Source organism: Flavobacterium terrigena, assembly GCF_900108955.1.
Classification (GTDB): Bacteria; Bacteroidota; Bacteroidia; order Flavobacteriales; family Flavobacteriaceae; genus Flavobacterium; species Flavobacterium terrigena.
Window position 1 is genome coordinate 159,700 of the sequence record NZ_FNYA01000007.1, and the last position, 15,056, is coordinate 174,755.

The 15,056-nt window shown below is 31.5% G+C and carries 15 protein-coding genes and 2 tRNA genes; 9 read left to right on the forward strand and 8 right to left on the reverse strand.

The genetic code is table 11. The features are described 5' to 3' along the window. Window positions 1–9 precede the first annotated feature (9 nt). Window positions 10–537, reverse strand: a complete 528-nt coding sequence (locus BMX42_RS12210; protein WP_091314722.1) for an RNA methyltransferase — start codon at window positions 535–537, stop codon at window positions 10–12. Between the two features lie 111 nt (window positions 538–648). Here BMX42_RS12210 and BMX42_RS12215 point away from each other — a divergent pair, with 111 nt between their 5' ends. The 5 genes from BMX42_RS12215 to BMX42_RS12235 all read left to right on the forward strand — a co-directional run bounded on the left by BMX42_RS12215 (window position 649) and on the right by BMX42_RS12235 (window position 5,022). Next, window positions 649–1,458, forward strand: a complete 810-nt coding sequence (locus BMX42_RS12215) for a tetratricopeptide repeat protein (protein WP_143055649.1) — start codon at window positions 649–651, stop codon at window positions 1,456–1,458. A gap of 156 nt (window positions 1,459–1,614) precedes the next feature. After that, on the forward strand, window positions 1,615–4,182 hold the full coding sequence (gene mutS, locus BMX42_RS12220; RefSeq protein ID WP_091314880.1) for a DNA mismatch repair protein MutS: 2,568 nt from the start codon (window positions 1,615–1,617) through the stop codon (window positions 4,180–4,182). Window positions 4,183–4,327: 145 nt separating this feature from the next. Then, a tRNA-Gly gene (locus tag BMX42_RS12225) sits at window positions 4,328–4,400 on the forward strand. A gap of 45 nt (window positions 4,401–4,445) precedes the next feature. Beyond that, window positions 4,446–4,531, forward strand: a tRNA-Leu gene (locus BMX42_RS12230). A 125-nt stretch (window positions 4,532–4,656) separates the two neighbouring features. Then, a complete protein-coding gene (locus BMX42_RS12235; protein ID WP_091314725.1) occupies window positions 4,657–5,022 on the forward strand; it encodes a DUF1508 domain-containing protein in 366 nt (121 codons plus the stop codon). Window positions 5,023–5,214: 192 nt separating this feature from the next. Here the strand turns inward: BMX42_RS12235 and BMX42_RS14545 are convergent, their stop codons facing one another. The 4 genes from BMX42_RS14545 to BMX42_RS12255 form a co-directional block, all read right to left on the reverse strand. Beyond that, entirely contained in the window at window positions 5,215–5,436 is a 222-nt protein-coding gene (locus tag BMX42_RS14545) for a PG1828 family lipoprotein (RefSeq protein ID WP_091314729.1), read from the reverse strand. 138 nt (window positions 5,437–5,574) lie between these two features. Then, complete coding sequence (locus tag BMX42_RS12245; RefSeq protein WP_091314883.1) at window positions 5,575–7,740, reverse strand: S46 family peptidase; 2,166 nt, start codon at window positions 7,738–7,740, stop codon at window positions 5,575–5,577. 5 nt (window positions 7,741–7,745) lie between these two features. Further along, a complete protein-coding gene (locus BMX42_RS12250; protein WP_091314732.1) occupies window positions 7,746–8,189 on the reverse strand; it encodes a GNAT family N-acetyltransferase in 444 nt (147 codons plus the stop codon). Between the two features lies 1 nt (window position 8,190). Next, window positions 8,191–9,420 (reverse strand): 3-deoxy-D-manno-octulosonic acid transferase, encoded by a 1,230-nt coding sequence (locus BMX42_RS12255; protein ID WP_091314735.1) that lies wholly within the window; start codon window positions 9,418–9,420, stop codon window positions 8,191–8,193. 97 nt (window positions 9,421–9,517) lie between these two features. On the opposite strand from BMX42_RS12255, the gene BMX42_RS12260 reads away from it, so the two are divergent. Genes BMX42_RS12260 through BMX42_RS12275 form a run of 4 tightly spaced genes read left to right on the forward strand, consistent with a single transcriptional unit; the run spans window position 9,518 to window position 13,253 of the window. Next, window positions 9,518–10,648, forward strand: a complete 1,131-nt coding sequence (locus BMX42_RS12260) for a DegT/DnrJ/EryC1/StrS family aminotransferase (protein ID WP_091314739.1) — start codon at window positions 9,518–9,520, stop codon at window positions 10,646–10,648. Between the two features lie 4 nt (window positions 10,649–10,652). After that, complete coding sequence (gene galE / locus BMX42_RS12265) at window positions 10,653–11,666, forward strand: UDP-glucose 4-epimerase GalE (RefSeq protein WP_091314743.1); 1,014 nt, start codon at window positions 10,653–10,655, stop codon at window positions 11,664–11,666. A gap of 18 nt (window positions 11,667–11,684) precedes the next feature. Then, window positions 11,685–12,575, forward strand: coding sequence for a DMT family transporter (locus tag BMX42_RS12270; protein ID WP_091314745.1), 891 nt, complete (start codon window positions 11,685–11,687; stop codon window positions 12,573–12,575). 12 nt (window positions 12,576–12,587) lie between these two features. Next, window positions 12,588–13,253 carry a hypothetical protein gene (locus BMX42_RS12275; RefSeq protein WP_091314748.1) on the forward strand — a complete coding sequence of 222 codons (666 nt, stop codon included), beginning with the start codon at window positions 12,588–12,590 and terminating at the stop codon, window positions 13,251–13,253. Between the two features lie 79 nt (window positions 13,254–13,332). Here the strand turns inward: BMX42_RS12275 and BMX42_RS12280 are convergent, their stop codons facing one another. The 3 genes from BMX42_RS12280 to BMX42_RS12290 form a co-directional block, all read right to left on the reverse strand. Next, window positions 13,333–13,548, reverse strand: a complete 216-nt coding sequence (locus tag BMX42_RS12280) for a hypothetical protein (protein WP_091314751.1) — start codon at window positions 13,546–13,548, stop codon at window positions 13,333–13,335. Between the two features lie 73 nt (window positions 13,549–13,621). After that, a complete protein-coding gene (locus BMX42_RS12285; protein ID WP_091314755.1) occupies window positions 13,622–14,407 on the reverse strand; it encodes an anti-sigma factor in 786 nt (261 codons plus the stop codon). A gap of 2 nt (window positions 14,408–14,409) precedes the next feature. Then, window positions 14,410–14,940 (reverse strand): RNA polymerase sigma factor, encoded by a 531-nt coding sequence (locus BMX42_RS12290; protein WP_091314758.1) that lies wholly within the window; start codon window positions 14,938–14,940, stop codon window positions 14,410–14,412. Window positions 14,941–15,056 lie beyond the last annotated feature (116 nt).

Here is a 15,056-nt window from a genome sequence, read left to right on the forward strand (position 1 = left end):
AAGCTGAATTTATTTCAGCTTCTGAAACAAATCCCAAATTACAATTCCAGCACTTACTGAAATATTCAACGAGTGTTTACTTCCTAATTGCGGAATTTCAATCACACCATCGGATAAATTAATCGCTTCCTGAGAAACACCTTTGACTTCATTACCAAAAATCAACGCATATTTAGTTTGCGTTTCAGGTTGAAAATTATCTAACATAATGGCATTTTCCGTTTGCTCAATTGAATAAATTTTTACGTTTTCTGCTTTCAAATTCGCTACAACTTCTAATACATCTTTCGCATATTCCCAAGTTACGGTTTCCGTTGCACCTAAAGCCGTTTTATGAATTTCCTTATTTGGTGGAACAGCCGTAATACCACATAAATAGATTTTTTCAATCAAAAATGCATCTGAAGTTCTAAACACAGAACCAATATTATGTAAACTTCTAATATCGTCTAACACAATAATTAATGGTGTTTTTTGCACAGCTGCAAATTCTTCTTTACTAATACGATTTAATTCGGCGTTGGCTAATTTTCTCATGATGCAAAGGTATTTTATTGATTTCAAGCTTCAAAATTTTTGTTTAACAATTATTAACATGTCAATAACAACAACTAACAAATGGTTTGTCTAAATTGCCCGAAAAAACTTATGAAATTATTAATCTGCTTATTTACTTTACTGTCAACATTTTGTTATTCACAAAACTCAACTGCTTTAGAAAAAGTCAAACAAAAACAAGATGCAATCATTGAAGAATATTATACAAATTGTGCTCTAAAACATAATTACAAATATGAAGCATCACAATGGCAAGCTTGTTTAGACAAAGGTTTAGCAAAAGATTCCACAATTGCGTATTTATGGCAACAAAAAGCAATGCCTTTATTTAAAGCAAGAAAGTATGAAGCCGGAATGGTTTTCTTAGACAAAGCTGTGGCTCTTGACGAAAACAAATGGCTAGATTATAGAGCTTTCATCAAATGTATTTTCGCAAAAACTTTTAAAGAATCTATTATTGATTTTGAAAAATGCAAAGCCAGAATTGGAAATTCATATGTTATGGATCATACCTATGATTTTCATATTGCTTTATGTTATTTGCAATTAAATGAATTTGAAAAAGCTGAAAAAACATTTAAAGCGGACACCGATTTCCAAAAACAAAACCAAGGTGAAGCACATCATTTAGATTTATTTTATTACGGAATTTCCATTTTTGAGCAAAACAGATTTGAAGAAGCCATTACTGTTTTCGATAGAGCTTTAAAACAATATCCAACATTTTCAGATGTGAAATTTTACAAAGCTTTATGTTTAAGAAAAATCTCAAAAATGGAAGAAGCGAAAATTTTATTTGAAGAATCGAAAAAAGATTTAGAAAATGGTTCAACAATAAATGAAGACCAAATTCATTATGAAATGTATCCGTATCAAATTAGAAAATTAGTCAAACTTTAATTTCTTTTTTATTAAAATTTCGAATACAATTGACATTAAAAATGCATTTTGTCATTGCCTTTGAAATTACTACCTTCGCAAGCACTAAAATTTTACATTGTGGCTAAAAAATCAGCATCCGAAATCAAAGATTCGACTCCAAAAGTATCACCGTTAATGCAACAATACAATACCATTAAGGCCAAATATCCTGATGCGTGTTTGTTGTTTCGAGTTGGAGATTTTTACGAAACTTTCGGTGAAGATGCCATTCGTGCTTCAAGAATTTTAGGAATCACCTTAACCAAACGTGGAAATGGAAGTGAAAGTGAAACGGCTTTGGCTGGATTTCCGCATCATTCTATTAATACTTATTTACCAAAATTAGTAAAAGCTGGACTTCGAGTAGCGATTTGTGATCAATTAGAAGATCCGAAAATGACGAAAACAATTGTAAAACGTGGTGTTACCGAATTAGTGACTCCTGGAGTTTCTTTTAACGATGACATTTTACAATCGAAATCAAACAACTTTTTAGCTGCTGTATTTTTAGGTAAAAAAACCAATGGAATTACGTTTTTAGATGTTTCAACTGGTGAATTTTTAACCGCAGAAGGAAACGAAGAATATATTGACAAGTTGTTGCAAAATTTCAGACCAAGTGAAGTTTTGGTTTCGAAGCAACAAAAAGCCGATTTCAAACAGCACTTCGGAGAAGATTTCCATGTTTTCTATTTAGAAGATTGGATTTACAAAGAAGATTATGCTTTCGAAAGTTTAACTAAACATTTTCAAACCAATTCATTAAAAGGTTTTGGAGTGGATGATTTTAACGAAGCGATTATTTCTTCTGGTGCGATTTTATATTATTTATCGGAAACGCAACATAATAAAATTCAACATATTACCAACATTCAACGTATTGCAGAAGATGCGTATGTTTGGATGGACAGATTTACGATTAGAAACTTAGAATTATATCATAGTTATAATCCGAACGCGGTGACATTAATTGATGTGATTGACAAAACGCTTTCACCAATGGGTTCACGTTTATTGAAACGTTGGCTGGCTTTGCCTTTGAAAGACATCAATAAAATCAGAGGGCGTCATGAAGTTGTCGCATATTTAAAAGAAAATTCGGAAGAATTAAACCAAATTCAATATCAAATAAAACAAATTTCCGATTTGGAACGTTTGATTTCGAAAGTCGCGACAGGTAAAGTTTCTCCAAGAGAAGTTATACATTTGAAAGATTCGTTAGATGCGATTATTCCAATTAAAACATTGGCTTTACAATCGAAAAATGAAGCTTTGAAAACCATTGGTGATAGTTTACATGCTTGCGAATTATTACGAGAAAAAATCGGTGCGACTTTAAACCCTGATGCGCCAGTTGCGATAAACAAAGGAAATGCAATTGCAGTTGGTGTGAATGTCGAATTGGATGAATTAAGAACTATTTCTTCAACAGGAAAAGGCTATTTGGATGCTTTAGAAAAACGTGAAAGCGAAGCAACAGGAATTCCATCGCTAAAAATTTCGTTTAATAATGTATTCGGATATTATATTGAAGTTCGAAATACACATAAAGATAAAGTTCCTACGGAATGGATTAGAAAGCAGACTTTAGTCAACGCTGAAAGATATATTACAGAAGAATTAAAAGAATACGAATCGAAAATTTTAGGTGCGGAAGATAAAATTTCACAACTAGAAAGCATGTTGTACGAACAATTAGTAAATTGGATGGCAACATATATTAAACCGGTTCAATTAAATGCCAATTTGGTAGCACAAATCGATTGTTTGCAAAGTTTTGCACAAATGGCAATCGAGAATAAATATGTGCAACCAGAAATTGATGACACTTTCGATTTAGAAATTAAAGAAGGTCGACACCCAGTTATTGAAAAGCAATTAACAGTTGGAACACCTTATATTTCTAACGATGTATTTTTAGATAGAGAAACGCAACAATTAATTATGATTACTGGACCGAATATGTCGGGTAAGTCTGCTATTTTGCGTCAAACAGCTTTAATTGTTCTATTGGCGCAAATGGGAAGTTTTGTTCCTGCTGAAAATGTGAGAATGGGCGTTGTAGATAAGATTTTTACACGTGTTGGCGCGAGTGATAATATTTCTATGGGCGAATCGACATTTATGGTGGAAATGAACGAAACCGCTTCGATTTTGAATAACATTTCTGATAGAAGTTTGGTATTGTTAGATGAAATTGGAAGAGGAACCTCAACATATGACGGAATTTCGATTGCTTGGGCTATTGCCGAATATTTACACGAGCATCCGAGTAAAGCCAAAACACTTTTCGCAACACATTATCACGAATTAAATGAAATGGAAGCTATTTTTAATAGAGTTCAGAATTTTAATGTTTCGGTAAAAGAATTAAAAGATACCGTTTTATTCATTAGAAAATTAGTGAAAGGCGGAAGCGAACACAGTTTTGGTATTCACGTGGCTAAAATGGCTGGAATGCCACAATTGGTAATTCAGAAAGCGGAAAAAATATTAAAAAAGTTAGAAAAAGATCATTCTGGAGAAGCTTTAAATGGAATTAAAGCCGAAAAAGATGAAATGCAATTAAGTTTTTTCAATTTAGACGATCCATTATTGGAAGATATTAAACAAGAAATTATGAATATTGACATCAATACGTTGACTCCAGTGGAAGCTTTAATGAAATTGAACGAAATAAAAAGAATGATTAGTAAAAAATAATTTGCTATAACATTTTCAAATTCAAAACATTAAAGAAAAGATTAAAAAAAGATTAATTTTTTTTTCAAAAAGTACTTGCGAGAATAAAATTATGTACTATATTTGCACTCGCAATACGGAAGTAATGCCAATGTTCTTAAAAATCGCGAAAATAGCTCAGCTGGTAGAGCGCGACCTTGCCAAGGTCGAGGTCGCGGGTTCGAGCCCCGTTTTTCGCTCAGAAAATATATAAAATACCAATTATTGTGTTTACACAATAAAATGCTTGAGTGGTGGAATTGGTAGACACGCTGGACTTAAAATCCAGTGGGTAGTAATGCCCGTGCGGGTTCAAGTCCCGCCTTGAGTACTAAAAGCTTCAAACTATGTTTGGAGCTTTTTTTGTTTATATAAATTTGAGATACTCCTCTCGAAATTTTCAAGATCTAATTTCACAATTAAATACTATATTGCACCAAAATACAATCCCAACAAATGGCAACCTTTGTAATCAGTAAAAAACTTAGCGGACATTACAAATACGAATTAACTTCTCGTAGAGGAAAAACCATTTTTATTAGCAACGCTTTTGAATTGCGCTTTGAATGTGAAGACGAAATTGAATTACTTAAGAAATCAATTGAGAAATTATTTTTTATGCGTTTCCGTTCCCCAGCAGGGAAATTTTACTTTAAAATCATTTTAAATGATAAAGAATTAGCTGTTAGCCGAAAATACTCCACACAGTTAATGCTAGAAAAAGGAATTAATGAAATTTTAAAGTACGGCGCAAAAGCCGAATATTTAGATTTCTCTAAATCTGAAGATATTTTTCCGCCAGCGGAAGATGTTTTTGGATAACTAAGAATTGTTTCACAAAGACACACAAAGATTCACAAAAAACTCTCTTTATCACTATTACTTATACAAACTTACAAAGTGACGCTTTCAGCGCTCAGCACAACAAATTTAATATATAATTTCGTTAAGTTTTAAGCAAAAAAAATCCCAGCAAAGCCGGGATTGATTTCTTTTCGAAAAGAAGGTCAAATATTATTTTTTAACTTCTTCTTTAGCAACTTCTTCAACTTTAGCAGCAGCAGAATCTACTTTTGTAGCAGCAGAATCAACAACAGCAGCAGCAGAATCAACAACAGCAGCAGCAGAATCAACTACAGCAGCAGTAGAATCAGCAGAAACTTCTCCTTCAGCTTTTTTGTTACAAGATACTAATACTGCAGCAACGAATGCTAAGCTTAAAACAACTTTTTTCATCTTAATTTTATTATAAAGGTTAATTATTTATGGAGCAAAGATATAAAAAAATTTAAATGACAAATACTTTTTCGTCTTTTTTTTAAATTATTTTTTCTTTGTTGTCCGAAATGCTTTTTACAACTACCGTGCCAAAGTTTATTTTTTAGCTTTTTTCGGTGTATTTGGTTGATTATAAATGATTTTCATTTCATCAATTAAATTTTTTGCACCCGCAAACTTATCAATGATAAATAAAATATAACGCGAATCAACCATAATATTCCTACAAATATCTGGAGAATAATACACATCACTCATCGTTCCTTCCCAAACTCTATCGAAGTTCAATCCAATCAAATTTCCGTTAGCATCTAACGCTGGACTTCCTGAATTTCCACCTGTTGTATGATTCGTAGCAATGAAAGCAACTGGCATTTTACCGTTTTCCGCATATTTACCATAATCTTTCGCATTATATAAATCGATTAATTTTTGTGGCACATCAAATTCATAATCACCAGGAACGTATTTTTCCATTACTCCATCTAAGTAAGTAAATGGTGTATAAACTACTGCATCGCTTGGCTTATACCCTTTTACTTTTCCGTAAGTAACACGTAAAGTTGAATTTGCATCAGGGAAAATTCGAGCTGATTTTGGACTTAATTCTAAAATCGCTTTCATATACGTACGTTGTGTTGCAACATTTCTCAAATTGATTTCATCATATTTTGGAGCCACATTTTTATTGTAAGCTTCAGCCAAAGTTTTCACGAAAGCAAATCCTTTATCTTGATTTAATTTTTCTAAAACTGTTTTCGCATCACCAGCTAATAATTCTTTTAAACCAGCATAAGATGTTAATTTAGAAGATTTAAAAATATCCGAAGCCAATTGTGTTGCATTAATTCCTTTTAAACTCGCTGGTAAAAATTGTTGTGGCGATTTTTTACTGTAAATATCTATTAGTTTTTCGAAAACTTTTTCATCTACTTGCGCATTGAAATCCTTGTATAAAGGTTCGAAACTCTCAATTAAATTCTTTTTTCTATCATTGAAAGATTGTTCTCCTTTTGAATTATATACTTGTTCTAGTTGAAATAATCTATATCCGAAAGTTAATATTTCTGAATGACGTAACACTACTTCACTATAATAATCTCTTGCAATAGCATATTCTTTAATCTCAGCATAATTTTTTGCGAAATCAGACAATAAAGTTCCATATTCAGCTTGCTTACCAGCTTTTGTAATTTTATCTGTTAAATCTTTTTCAAATTTTTGTTTTGCACCAACAGCATTAGACTTGATTAATCCTTTACGTTCACCAATCCACTTTTTCCAAGCATTAGCAATTGAAGCATATTTTGAAGCATATTGGATTTTAATCGCTTGATCTTTTCTCATAAATCCATCTTGTACTTTCAAAGCAGCATCACGCACTTCAATACGAGCTGGATTTAAATCGTTTACCATTTGTTCTACAGCATAAGAAGGTAAATATTCTGTAGTTCTTCCTGGATAACCTAAAACCATTGTGAAATCGTTTTCTTTAATTCCTTTTGCAGAAACCGGGAAAAAATGTTTCGGCGTATAAGGCACGTTGTCTTTTGAATATTCTGCCGGACGATTATTTTTATCCGCATAAACTCTAAATAAAGAGAAATCTCCTGTATGACGAGGCCAAACCCAATTGTCTGTATCTGAACCAAATTTTCCAATCGAACTTGGTGGCGCTCCAACTAAACGAATGTCTTTAAAGTTTTCTGTTACGAATAACAAATACTGATTTCCATCGTAAAATGAACGCACTAAAACATCTTGCCAAGCTTCTCTTACATACGATTTGTTTAACGCAGCAATGTTTTCTTGAATTTTCTTTTGTTTATCTGCTTCAGAAGTTAATGCAGCTGTACCTTCAAATACTTTCGCCGTTACATCGTCAATTTTTACAATAAAAGTCACTACCACACCTGGGTTTGGTAATTCTTCCTCCATTTTGTAAGCCCAAAATCCATTAGCTAAATAATCATGTTCAACTGTAGAATGACTTTGAATATTATCATAACCACAGTGGTGATTGGTTAATAACAATCCTTTTGAAGAAATCATTTCTGCTGTACAACCTCCATCAAACTGAGGAACAGCATCTTTTAAAGAAGAATGATTAATTGAATAAATCTGATCTGCAGTAAGTTTTGAACCTAAAGCTTTCATTTCGTTTTCGTTCATTCCTTTTAATAAAGAAGGAATCCACATTCCGCCTTGTTGGGCATTTACCTGAACGATAAATAGTAGTAAGAATAATTTTAAAAATCTCATATGCATTATAGTTTATGTTTTAATATTTTTCGATTGTGATTGACAAAATCGTGGGCAAGATACAATTTTTGTGCATTTTCATTATGCTCTTCCACCTCCAAGTAGAGCATTTTAACATTTAATTGTGAACTTTCTTGTTGAATAAATTGAACGGCTTGCTTTCCAAATCCTTTACCTTGATGCACATTTTTAATATACAATTCGTCTAAAAAAGCCAATATTCCTTTGTATTCGAAACTAAAAACAAACGTTAGAATTACGTATCCGACAATTTCTTCTTCTTGATAAATCAACCAAGCTTTTCCTAAGTTAGGATTAGTAATAAATGTTTCAAAAAGTTGTTTCGATTCGGCAACATCAATTGGATAATTATCAATCGCATAAAAATCTTGCATCATAGAAACGATGGTAGGAATTTGTTTTTGTTGAAGATCTTTAAAAGTGATCATTTTATACAACCAATTTTAAAATTCTATCTGTTGCGCCTTTATTCATTTGAACAAACGTGCTACAAATATGTCCTTTTTCATAACGCTCGTCTTCATTTTGAAGTAATAAATTAAACGCTTCATTTAATTCCGTTTGGTTTTTTATTGAAATACAACCTTCCAGACCAACCAAAGCAGTTGCTTCTGCAAAATGCGAATAATTCGAACCAATTACAATTGGAATTCCGAACGTAGCTGGCTCTAAAATATTATGGACACCTGGATTTCCAAAACCTCCACCAACATAAGCAATATCAGCATAACTGTAAATTTTGGTTAAAATTCCGATGGTATCAATGATGAAAACTTGATAATTCGATACATTCTGATTTTCTTTTTCCGAAAATAGAATCGTAGATTTTGTTATTGAGTTTTTTAAATTCTGAATTTGCTCCGATTTAATATTATGAGGTGCAATGATAAATTTCACATTATCTACCGATTGATTAATGAAATTCACCAATAATTCTTCATCTTTTGGCCAACTGCTTCCAATCACAATTGTAGTTTGATTATTCTTAAATTGTTTGATAAAATCTAAAGAATTGTCTTTTTCTAGAATCGCAACTACTCTATCAAAACGCGTATCGCCAGAAACTCTTACATTGGTAAAACCAATAGATTGTAGTAATGCTTTCGACTTTTCATTCTGCACAAAAAAGTAATTAAACATTTTTAATGCATTTCTATAAAATCCACCATACCACTTAAAAAAAACTTGCTTTTCTCTGAAAATTCCAGAAATTAAATAGGTAGAAATGCTTCTTTGTTTTAACTCGTTTAGATAATTAGGCCAAAATTCGTACTTAATAAAAAATACTTTTTCTGGATGAATTAAATCTAAAAATTGCTTCGCATTAGCTTTTGAATCTAAAGGCAAATACACCGTAACATCAGCAATCGCATTGTTTTTTCGAACTTCATAACCTGAAGGTGAAAAAAATGTAATTACAATTTTATGATGTGGAAATTGTTGTTTTACTTTTTCAATTACTGGTAAACCTTGTTCGTATTCACCTAAAGATGCAGCGTGAAACCAAAAGACTTTATCTTCAAGATGAATTTTATCTTTTAACGTTTGAAAAACCGACTTTCTACCATCCACAAACAATTTCATTTTCGGACTAAAAAGCGCCAAAAGTTTTAAAATTTGGGAAGCAAAAAGCACAACAAGGTTATAAATAAATAGCATATAAATAATTTATGTGGCTAAATTACGTTTCTTTTATGTAACACAAAAAATGTAAGTAGAATTTCTTACTTTTGCTACACTTAATTATATTAGGATTATGAAAAAACTACAAATGGTTGACTTAAAAAGTCAATACGAAAAAATAAAAGACGAAGTTAACGCTTCAATTCAAGATGTTTTAGAAAACAATACTTATATAAACGGACCTTTAGTACATCAGTTTCAAGCTAATTTAGAAAAGTATTTAGGTGTAAAACACGTTATTCCTTGTGCAAACGGAACTGACGCGCTTCAAATTGCGATGATGGGTTTAGATTTAAAACCTGGTGATGAAGTAATTACTGCCGATTTCACTTTCGCTGCAACAGTAGAAGTGATTGCTTTATTACAATTGACTCCCGTTTTAGTAGATGTGGATTTGGACAACATGAACATTTCGTTAGACGGAATTAGAAAAGCGATTACTCCAAAAACAAAAGCGATTGTTCCAGTACATTTATTTGGTCGTGCCGCTAACATGGATGCGATTATGGAAATTGCTAACGAACATAATCTATACGTAATTGAAGATAATGCTCAAGCGATTGGTGCGAATTATACCGACAAAAATGGTAAAAAATCTAAAGTTGGAACTATCGGACAAGTAGCTGCAACTTCATTTTTCCCATCTAAAAACTTAGGTTGTTATGGTGATGGTGGCGCTATTTTCACTAACGATGATAATCTAGCACACATTATTAGAGGAATTGTAAATCACGGAATGTATGAAAGATATCATCATGATGTAGTTGGAGTAAATTCGCGTTTAGATAGCATCCAGGCTGGAGTTTTAAAAGCAAAATTACCAAATTTAGACGCATACAACTTAGCAAGAAAAACGGCTGCAAAAAAATACAATGAAGCGCTTTCTGTGAACAATAACATTGTAGTTCCAAGTTTTGATTTTAATGGTGACGATCACGTATTTCATCAATATGTAATTAGAATTACGAATGGAAAACGCGATGCTTTATTAGCACATTTACAAGAAAAAGGAATTCCTTGTGCTATTTATTACCCAATTCCATTACACAGTCAGAAAGCATATGCTGATGTTCGTTATAAAGAAGAAGATTTCCCAGTAACTAACCAGTTATGTAAAGAAGTTATTGCCTTACCAATGCATACAGAATTAGACGACGAACAAATTAAATTTATTACGGATACCGTTTTAGAATTTTTAAAATAAAAGAATGAAAATAGTAGTTACAGGAGGTTTAGGTTTTATTGGTTCTCATACTGTCGTAGAATTACAAAACGAAGGTTTTGAAGTTATCGCAATTGACAATTTATCCAATTCTTCTATTGAAGTTTTAGATGGAATTGAGCGCATTTCTGGTAAAAAACCAATTTTCGAAAATATCGATTTAAGAGAAAAGGCTGCTGTTCAAAATTTCTTTAAAAAACATTCTGATGTTTCTGGAGTGATTCATTTTGCTGCCAGCAAAGCTGTTGGAGAAAGTGTTGAAAATCCGTTATTATATTACGAAAACAACATCAATGCTTTGGTTTATGTGTTGCAAGAAATGACGCAATTAGAAAACTCGAATTTCATTTTTAGTTCTTCTTGTACAGTTTACGGTCAAGCCGAAGTGATGCCGATTACGGAAAACGCTTCTGTGCAACCAGCCATGTCTCCTTATGGAAACACGAAGCAAATTGGAGAAGAAATCATTACTGATGTAGCCAAAGTGACGAAAATGAATTCGATACTTTTAAGATATTTTAATCCAATTGGCGCACATGAATCGGCTGAAATTGGCGAATTACCTTTAGGAGTTCCTCAGAATTTAGTGCCTTTTATTACACAGACTGCTTTTGGTTTGCGAAAAGAACTTTCGGTTTACGGAAATGATTATCCAACACCAGACGGAACGGCTATTCGTGATTATATTCATGTAGTTGATTTAGCCAAAGCACACGTAATTGCGATGCAACGTTTGTTAGACAACAAGAATATTGATAAAGTAGAAACTTTCAATTTAGGAACTGGAACAGGAAGTTCTGTTTTAGAAGTGATACAATCTTTTGAAAAAGTTTCTGGAGAAAAACTAAATTATAAAATTGTAGGAAGACGTGAAGGTGACATCACCGAAGCTTACGCCAACACTGATAAAGCCAATAACATTTTAGGCTGGAGCGCCAAACTAAGTTTAGATGAAAGTTTAGCCAGCGCTTGGAAATGGGAACAGAAAATTAGAAGTTAATAGTCAAAAATAAAATAAATGCCTAAAAATGTAGATGTCAAACTAATACTTTCCATGATAATTGTGGGGTTAGTTTGGGGAACCACATTTTTAGGCATTTCAGTTGCAGTAGAAACCATTCCACCATGGTATTCCACAACAATTAGAAATTTTATTGCGGCTTCTATCCTATTCATCATCTTACTTTTTCAAAAAGAATTCAAATGGATTGGTTGGTTGGCTTTTCGACAGCAATTAATATTATCTGTTTTGATGATAGTTTTGGCAAATGGTTTTACGACAATTGCCGAACAAACTTTACCTTCTGGTTTAACATCAATTATAAGTGCCATAAATCCAGTTGTAATCTTTTTACTAAGTATCTCTTTCCAACTTCAAAAAGCAACCTTAAAAGGATTTATTGGCGTTTTATTAGGGTTTTCAGGTGTGCTTTTTCTCTTCAAAGATGGCTTAGGCGATATTTTAAATCCAGATTATAAAACTGGTGTAGTATTTTTAAGCATTGCAATTTTAACATGGGGATTAGGCACCATTTATTCGAAAAAATTAAGCTATCAACCTAATAATTTAACGCTAAATTTATTTTATCAATTTTTCTTAGCTTCTTTGATACAGATGGTTTTGTCTGTGATAATTTATCCAAATTCTGAAATTGAAACCTGGTCAGCAAAAAGTATAGGAGCTGTTGTATATTTAGCTATTTTCGGATCAGTGATAGCCATGTTTTGCTATCAATACGCTTTACAAAGAGTTACACCAATACAGGTTTCTATTTTAAGCTATGTCAATACGGTAATTGCAGTTTTCTTAGGTTGGTATTTAAATAACGAAGTAGTTACCAAAGATTTCATTGTTGCTGTAATTTTAATTATCATTGGTGTCTTTGTGATTAATTATAAGAAGAAATAAATTCTTAAAGAAATGAAACAATTTAAACTTAACAATGTAGATTCTGAAGACATAGAAGACGCAATTATTAAAATTGAAAAGTCATTTAATATAAAGTTTGAAGTAAACGAATTGTCTCAAGTAAAAACATTTGGAGAATTATCAGATGCAATTATCGATAAAATTCAACTTGAAAATATAGAAAGCTGCACCACACAACAAGCTTTTTATAAAATTAGAAAAGCAATATCAGAATTATTTTATATCGAAAACATCAAACCTGAAACTAAACTTGTAGAAATTTTTCCTAGAAAAAATAGAAGAAAAGACATTAAAAAATTTGAAAAAACATTAGGATTTAAAACTGATATTTTAAACCCAAAAACAATTATTTCTATAACTTTAACTTTGTTTACAATAGCTTCTTTGATTTATATTTTTTTCAATTGGAAAATGGGTTTATTAGGAATAATTACATCAATATTTGGACTTAAAATTGCAAATATTTTTGGAAAAGAATTCCATCTGAAAACTATTGGGGAATTATCTAAAAAAATAACCAAAGAGAATTATTTAAACTCAAGAAGAGATTCAAATTCATTTAATAAAAAAGAAATTGAATCTATAATTATTGAATTATTTTGTGAATATACTGCTATCAAAAAACACGAACTCACAAGAGAATCTACATTTGTATAAACAAAAAAAATCCCAACTTTCATTGGGATTCCTTTTCAAAGAATTACTTTTTAGAAGCTTCTTTCAATTTTTGCGCAGCTTAATCTAATTTCTCAGCACTTTTCTCAAGAGCTTCTCCAGCTTTTGCTTGAGTAGAATCAACTGCTTTGTCTAATTTTGCAGCAGCAGTGTCAATCACTTCTTCTGTTTTAACTTCCAAAGAATCTACTTTGTTTTCTAATTCGTCTTTCTTTTTGCCATCGCAAGAAACTAAGACTGCAGCAACGAATGCTAAACCTAAAATTGCTTTTTTCATTTTGGTTGTGATTTAAATAAGTTAATTAATTTTTGAACTTATAATTCGATATTCAAATTGCGTGCCAAAGAATTTATACTTTTCCTAAAGTATATAATTGTTCCATTGTAGGGGTTTTACTACCACCAGCGGGTTCTAATGTTATACCGAAAGCTTCCGCTCCGACTGTTGCATCAACTTCAATTAAATATTTCATTTTATCTGCTGCATTGTCAATTAAACCAATACTTGTTGGTGTTAACACAGGAGCTAATTTTAATGACCAAACTTGGTAAACCATTCCATCTGGAGGCGTTGGTAAACTAGAAGCGTCAATAAAAACTTTATTCGTTTTATTATTCCAATATACTTTTGCAGAAGAAGTTGGTGAAATCGCTTGTCCTGCTAATTTTACCACAATATTATTTTCATCTTTTAATACCGTATAAGACGTATTAATTTGATTGTTTAATTTTTCTTTTGCTGAAACCGTTTGTTCTAATGTTTGTTTTTCGTTTAACAAACCGTCAATCTCACCTAAATTATTTTGTTGTAAATTATATAAATAGCCACAACCTAGCAAGAAAACAGCTGCAGCAGTCCAACCAATATATTGACTTAAGTTCAATTTCGGTTTCAGTTGAATAACATCCTTATCTAAATCTAATTTCTGTTTGATTCTACTATAATTTTCAGCAGATAAAGTTGGTGCAAAACTAGACGACAAAGCGATAACAGATTTCTCAATAGAAACTATTTCATTTTTTACATCGACATCTTCAGAAGCTATTTTAGCAATTTCTGCTGTTTCTTTTTCAGATAATAATCCGAAAACATACAGTTCTAAATTACCAGATTCTATTAATTCTTTATTTTTCATATCTATACTTGTAGGTAAGTTCTTAAATCGTTAATACAAGTTCTATTTAAAGTTTTCACGGTTCCTAGTGGCATCTCTAATTCTTCAGATGTTTCGGCCTGTGTGTAACCTTTAAAAAATAACAAATCTATGATTTGAATACATTTGGGTTTTAATTTTTTGATAAACTCGCTAACTCCAATAATGTCTATCTTATTCATAAACTTATTCTCGTTATCTATTATACCTACGAAATTATCTAACTCTTGGTTTTTTAATGACTTATTATATCCCTTAGAGCGCATTTTATCTATGGTTGTGTTTCTGGTGATATTCAACATCCAAGTATACAATCTTCCTTTATCAGTATTATATGTATCAATGTTTTTCCAAATTTTCACAAATACATCTTGTAAAACATCTTCGGCTTCTTCCCTATTCTTAATTAAGTTAGAAATAACTGCAAATAAACTTTTTGAATACATATTGTATAAATAAGTATATGCCTTACCGTCTTTCTTTTCAATAAGACTTAAAACTTCTTCTTGACTCATAGATTATTTTTTTATCGTTCTTACAAATCTAGATAAAAATATCCTAAAAAAACTCAAGTTGTAAATAATAACTAATTTATAAAAAATGTTTAACAATTGTTCAACGAAGAAAGTAG

Excerpts from the sequence above, each read along its gene's own strand:
- galE (WP_091314743.1), top strand. The coding sequence starts at position 10,653 with ATGAAAATAGTAGTTACAGGAGGTTTAGGTTTTATTGGTTCTCATACT.
- BMX42_RS12280 (WP_091314751.1), bottom strand. The coding sequence starts at position 13,548 with ATGAAAAAAGCAATTTTAGGTTTAGCATTCGTTGCTGCAGTCTTAGTT.
- BMX42_RS14545 (WP_091314729.1), bottom strand. The coding sequence starts at position 5,436 with ATGAAAAAAGTTGTTTTAAGCTTAGCATTCGTTGCTGCAGTATTAGTA.
- BMX42_RS12270 (WP_091314745.1), top strand. The coding sequence starts at position 11,685 with ATGCCTAAAAATGTAGATGTCAAACTAATACTTTCCATGATAATTGTG.
- BMX42_RS12210 (WP_091314722.1), bottom strand. The coding sequence starts at position 537 with ATGAGAAAATTAGCCAACGCCGAATTAAATCGTATTAGTAAAGAAGAA.
- BMX42_RS12275 (WP_091314748.1), top strand. The coding sequence starts at position 12,588 with ATGAAACAATTTAAACTTAACAATGTAGATTCTGAAGACATAGAAGAC.
- BMX42_RS12245 (WP_091314883.1), bottom strand. The coding sequence starts at position 7,740 with ATGAGATTTTTAAAATTATTCTTACTACTATTTATCGTTCAGGTAAAT.
- BMX42_RS12255 (WP_091314735.1), bottom strand. The coding sequence starts at position 9,420 with ATGCTATTTATTTATAACCTTGTTGTGCTTTTTGCTTCCCAAATTTTA.
- BMX42_RS12215 (WP_143055649.1), top strand. The coding sequence starts at position 649 with ATGAAATTATTAATCTGCTTATTTACTTTACTGTCAACATTTTGTTAT.
- mutS (WP_091314880.1), top strand. The coding sequence starts at position 1,615 with ATGCAACAATACAATACCATTAAGGCCAAATATCCTGATGCGTGTTTG.
- BMX42_RS12250 (WP_091314732.1), bottom strand. The coding sequence starts at position 8,189 with ATGATCACTTTTAAAGATCTTCAACAAAAACAAATTCCTACCATCGTT.
- BMX42_RS12290 (WP_091314758.1), bottom strand. The coding sequence starts at position 14,940 with ATGAGTCAAGAAGAAGTTTTAAGTCTTATTGAAAAGAAAGACGGTAAG.
- BMX42_RS12260 (WP_091314739.1), top strand. The coding sequence starts at position 9,518 with ATGAAAAAACTACAAATGGTTGACTTAAAAAGTCAATACGAAAAAATA.
- BMX42_RS12285 (WP_091314755.1), bottom strand. The coding sequence starts at position 14,407 with ATGAAAAATAAAGAATTAATAGAATCTGGTAATTTAGAACTGTATGTT.
- BMX42_RS12235 (WP_091314725.1), top strand. The coding sequence starts at position 4,657 with ATGGCAACCTTTGTAATCAGTAAAAAACTTAGCGGACATTACAAATAC.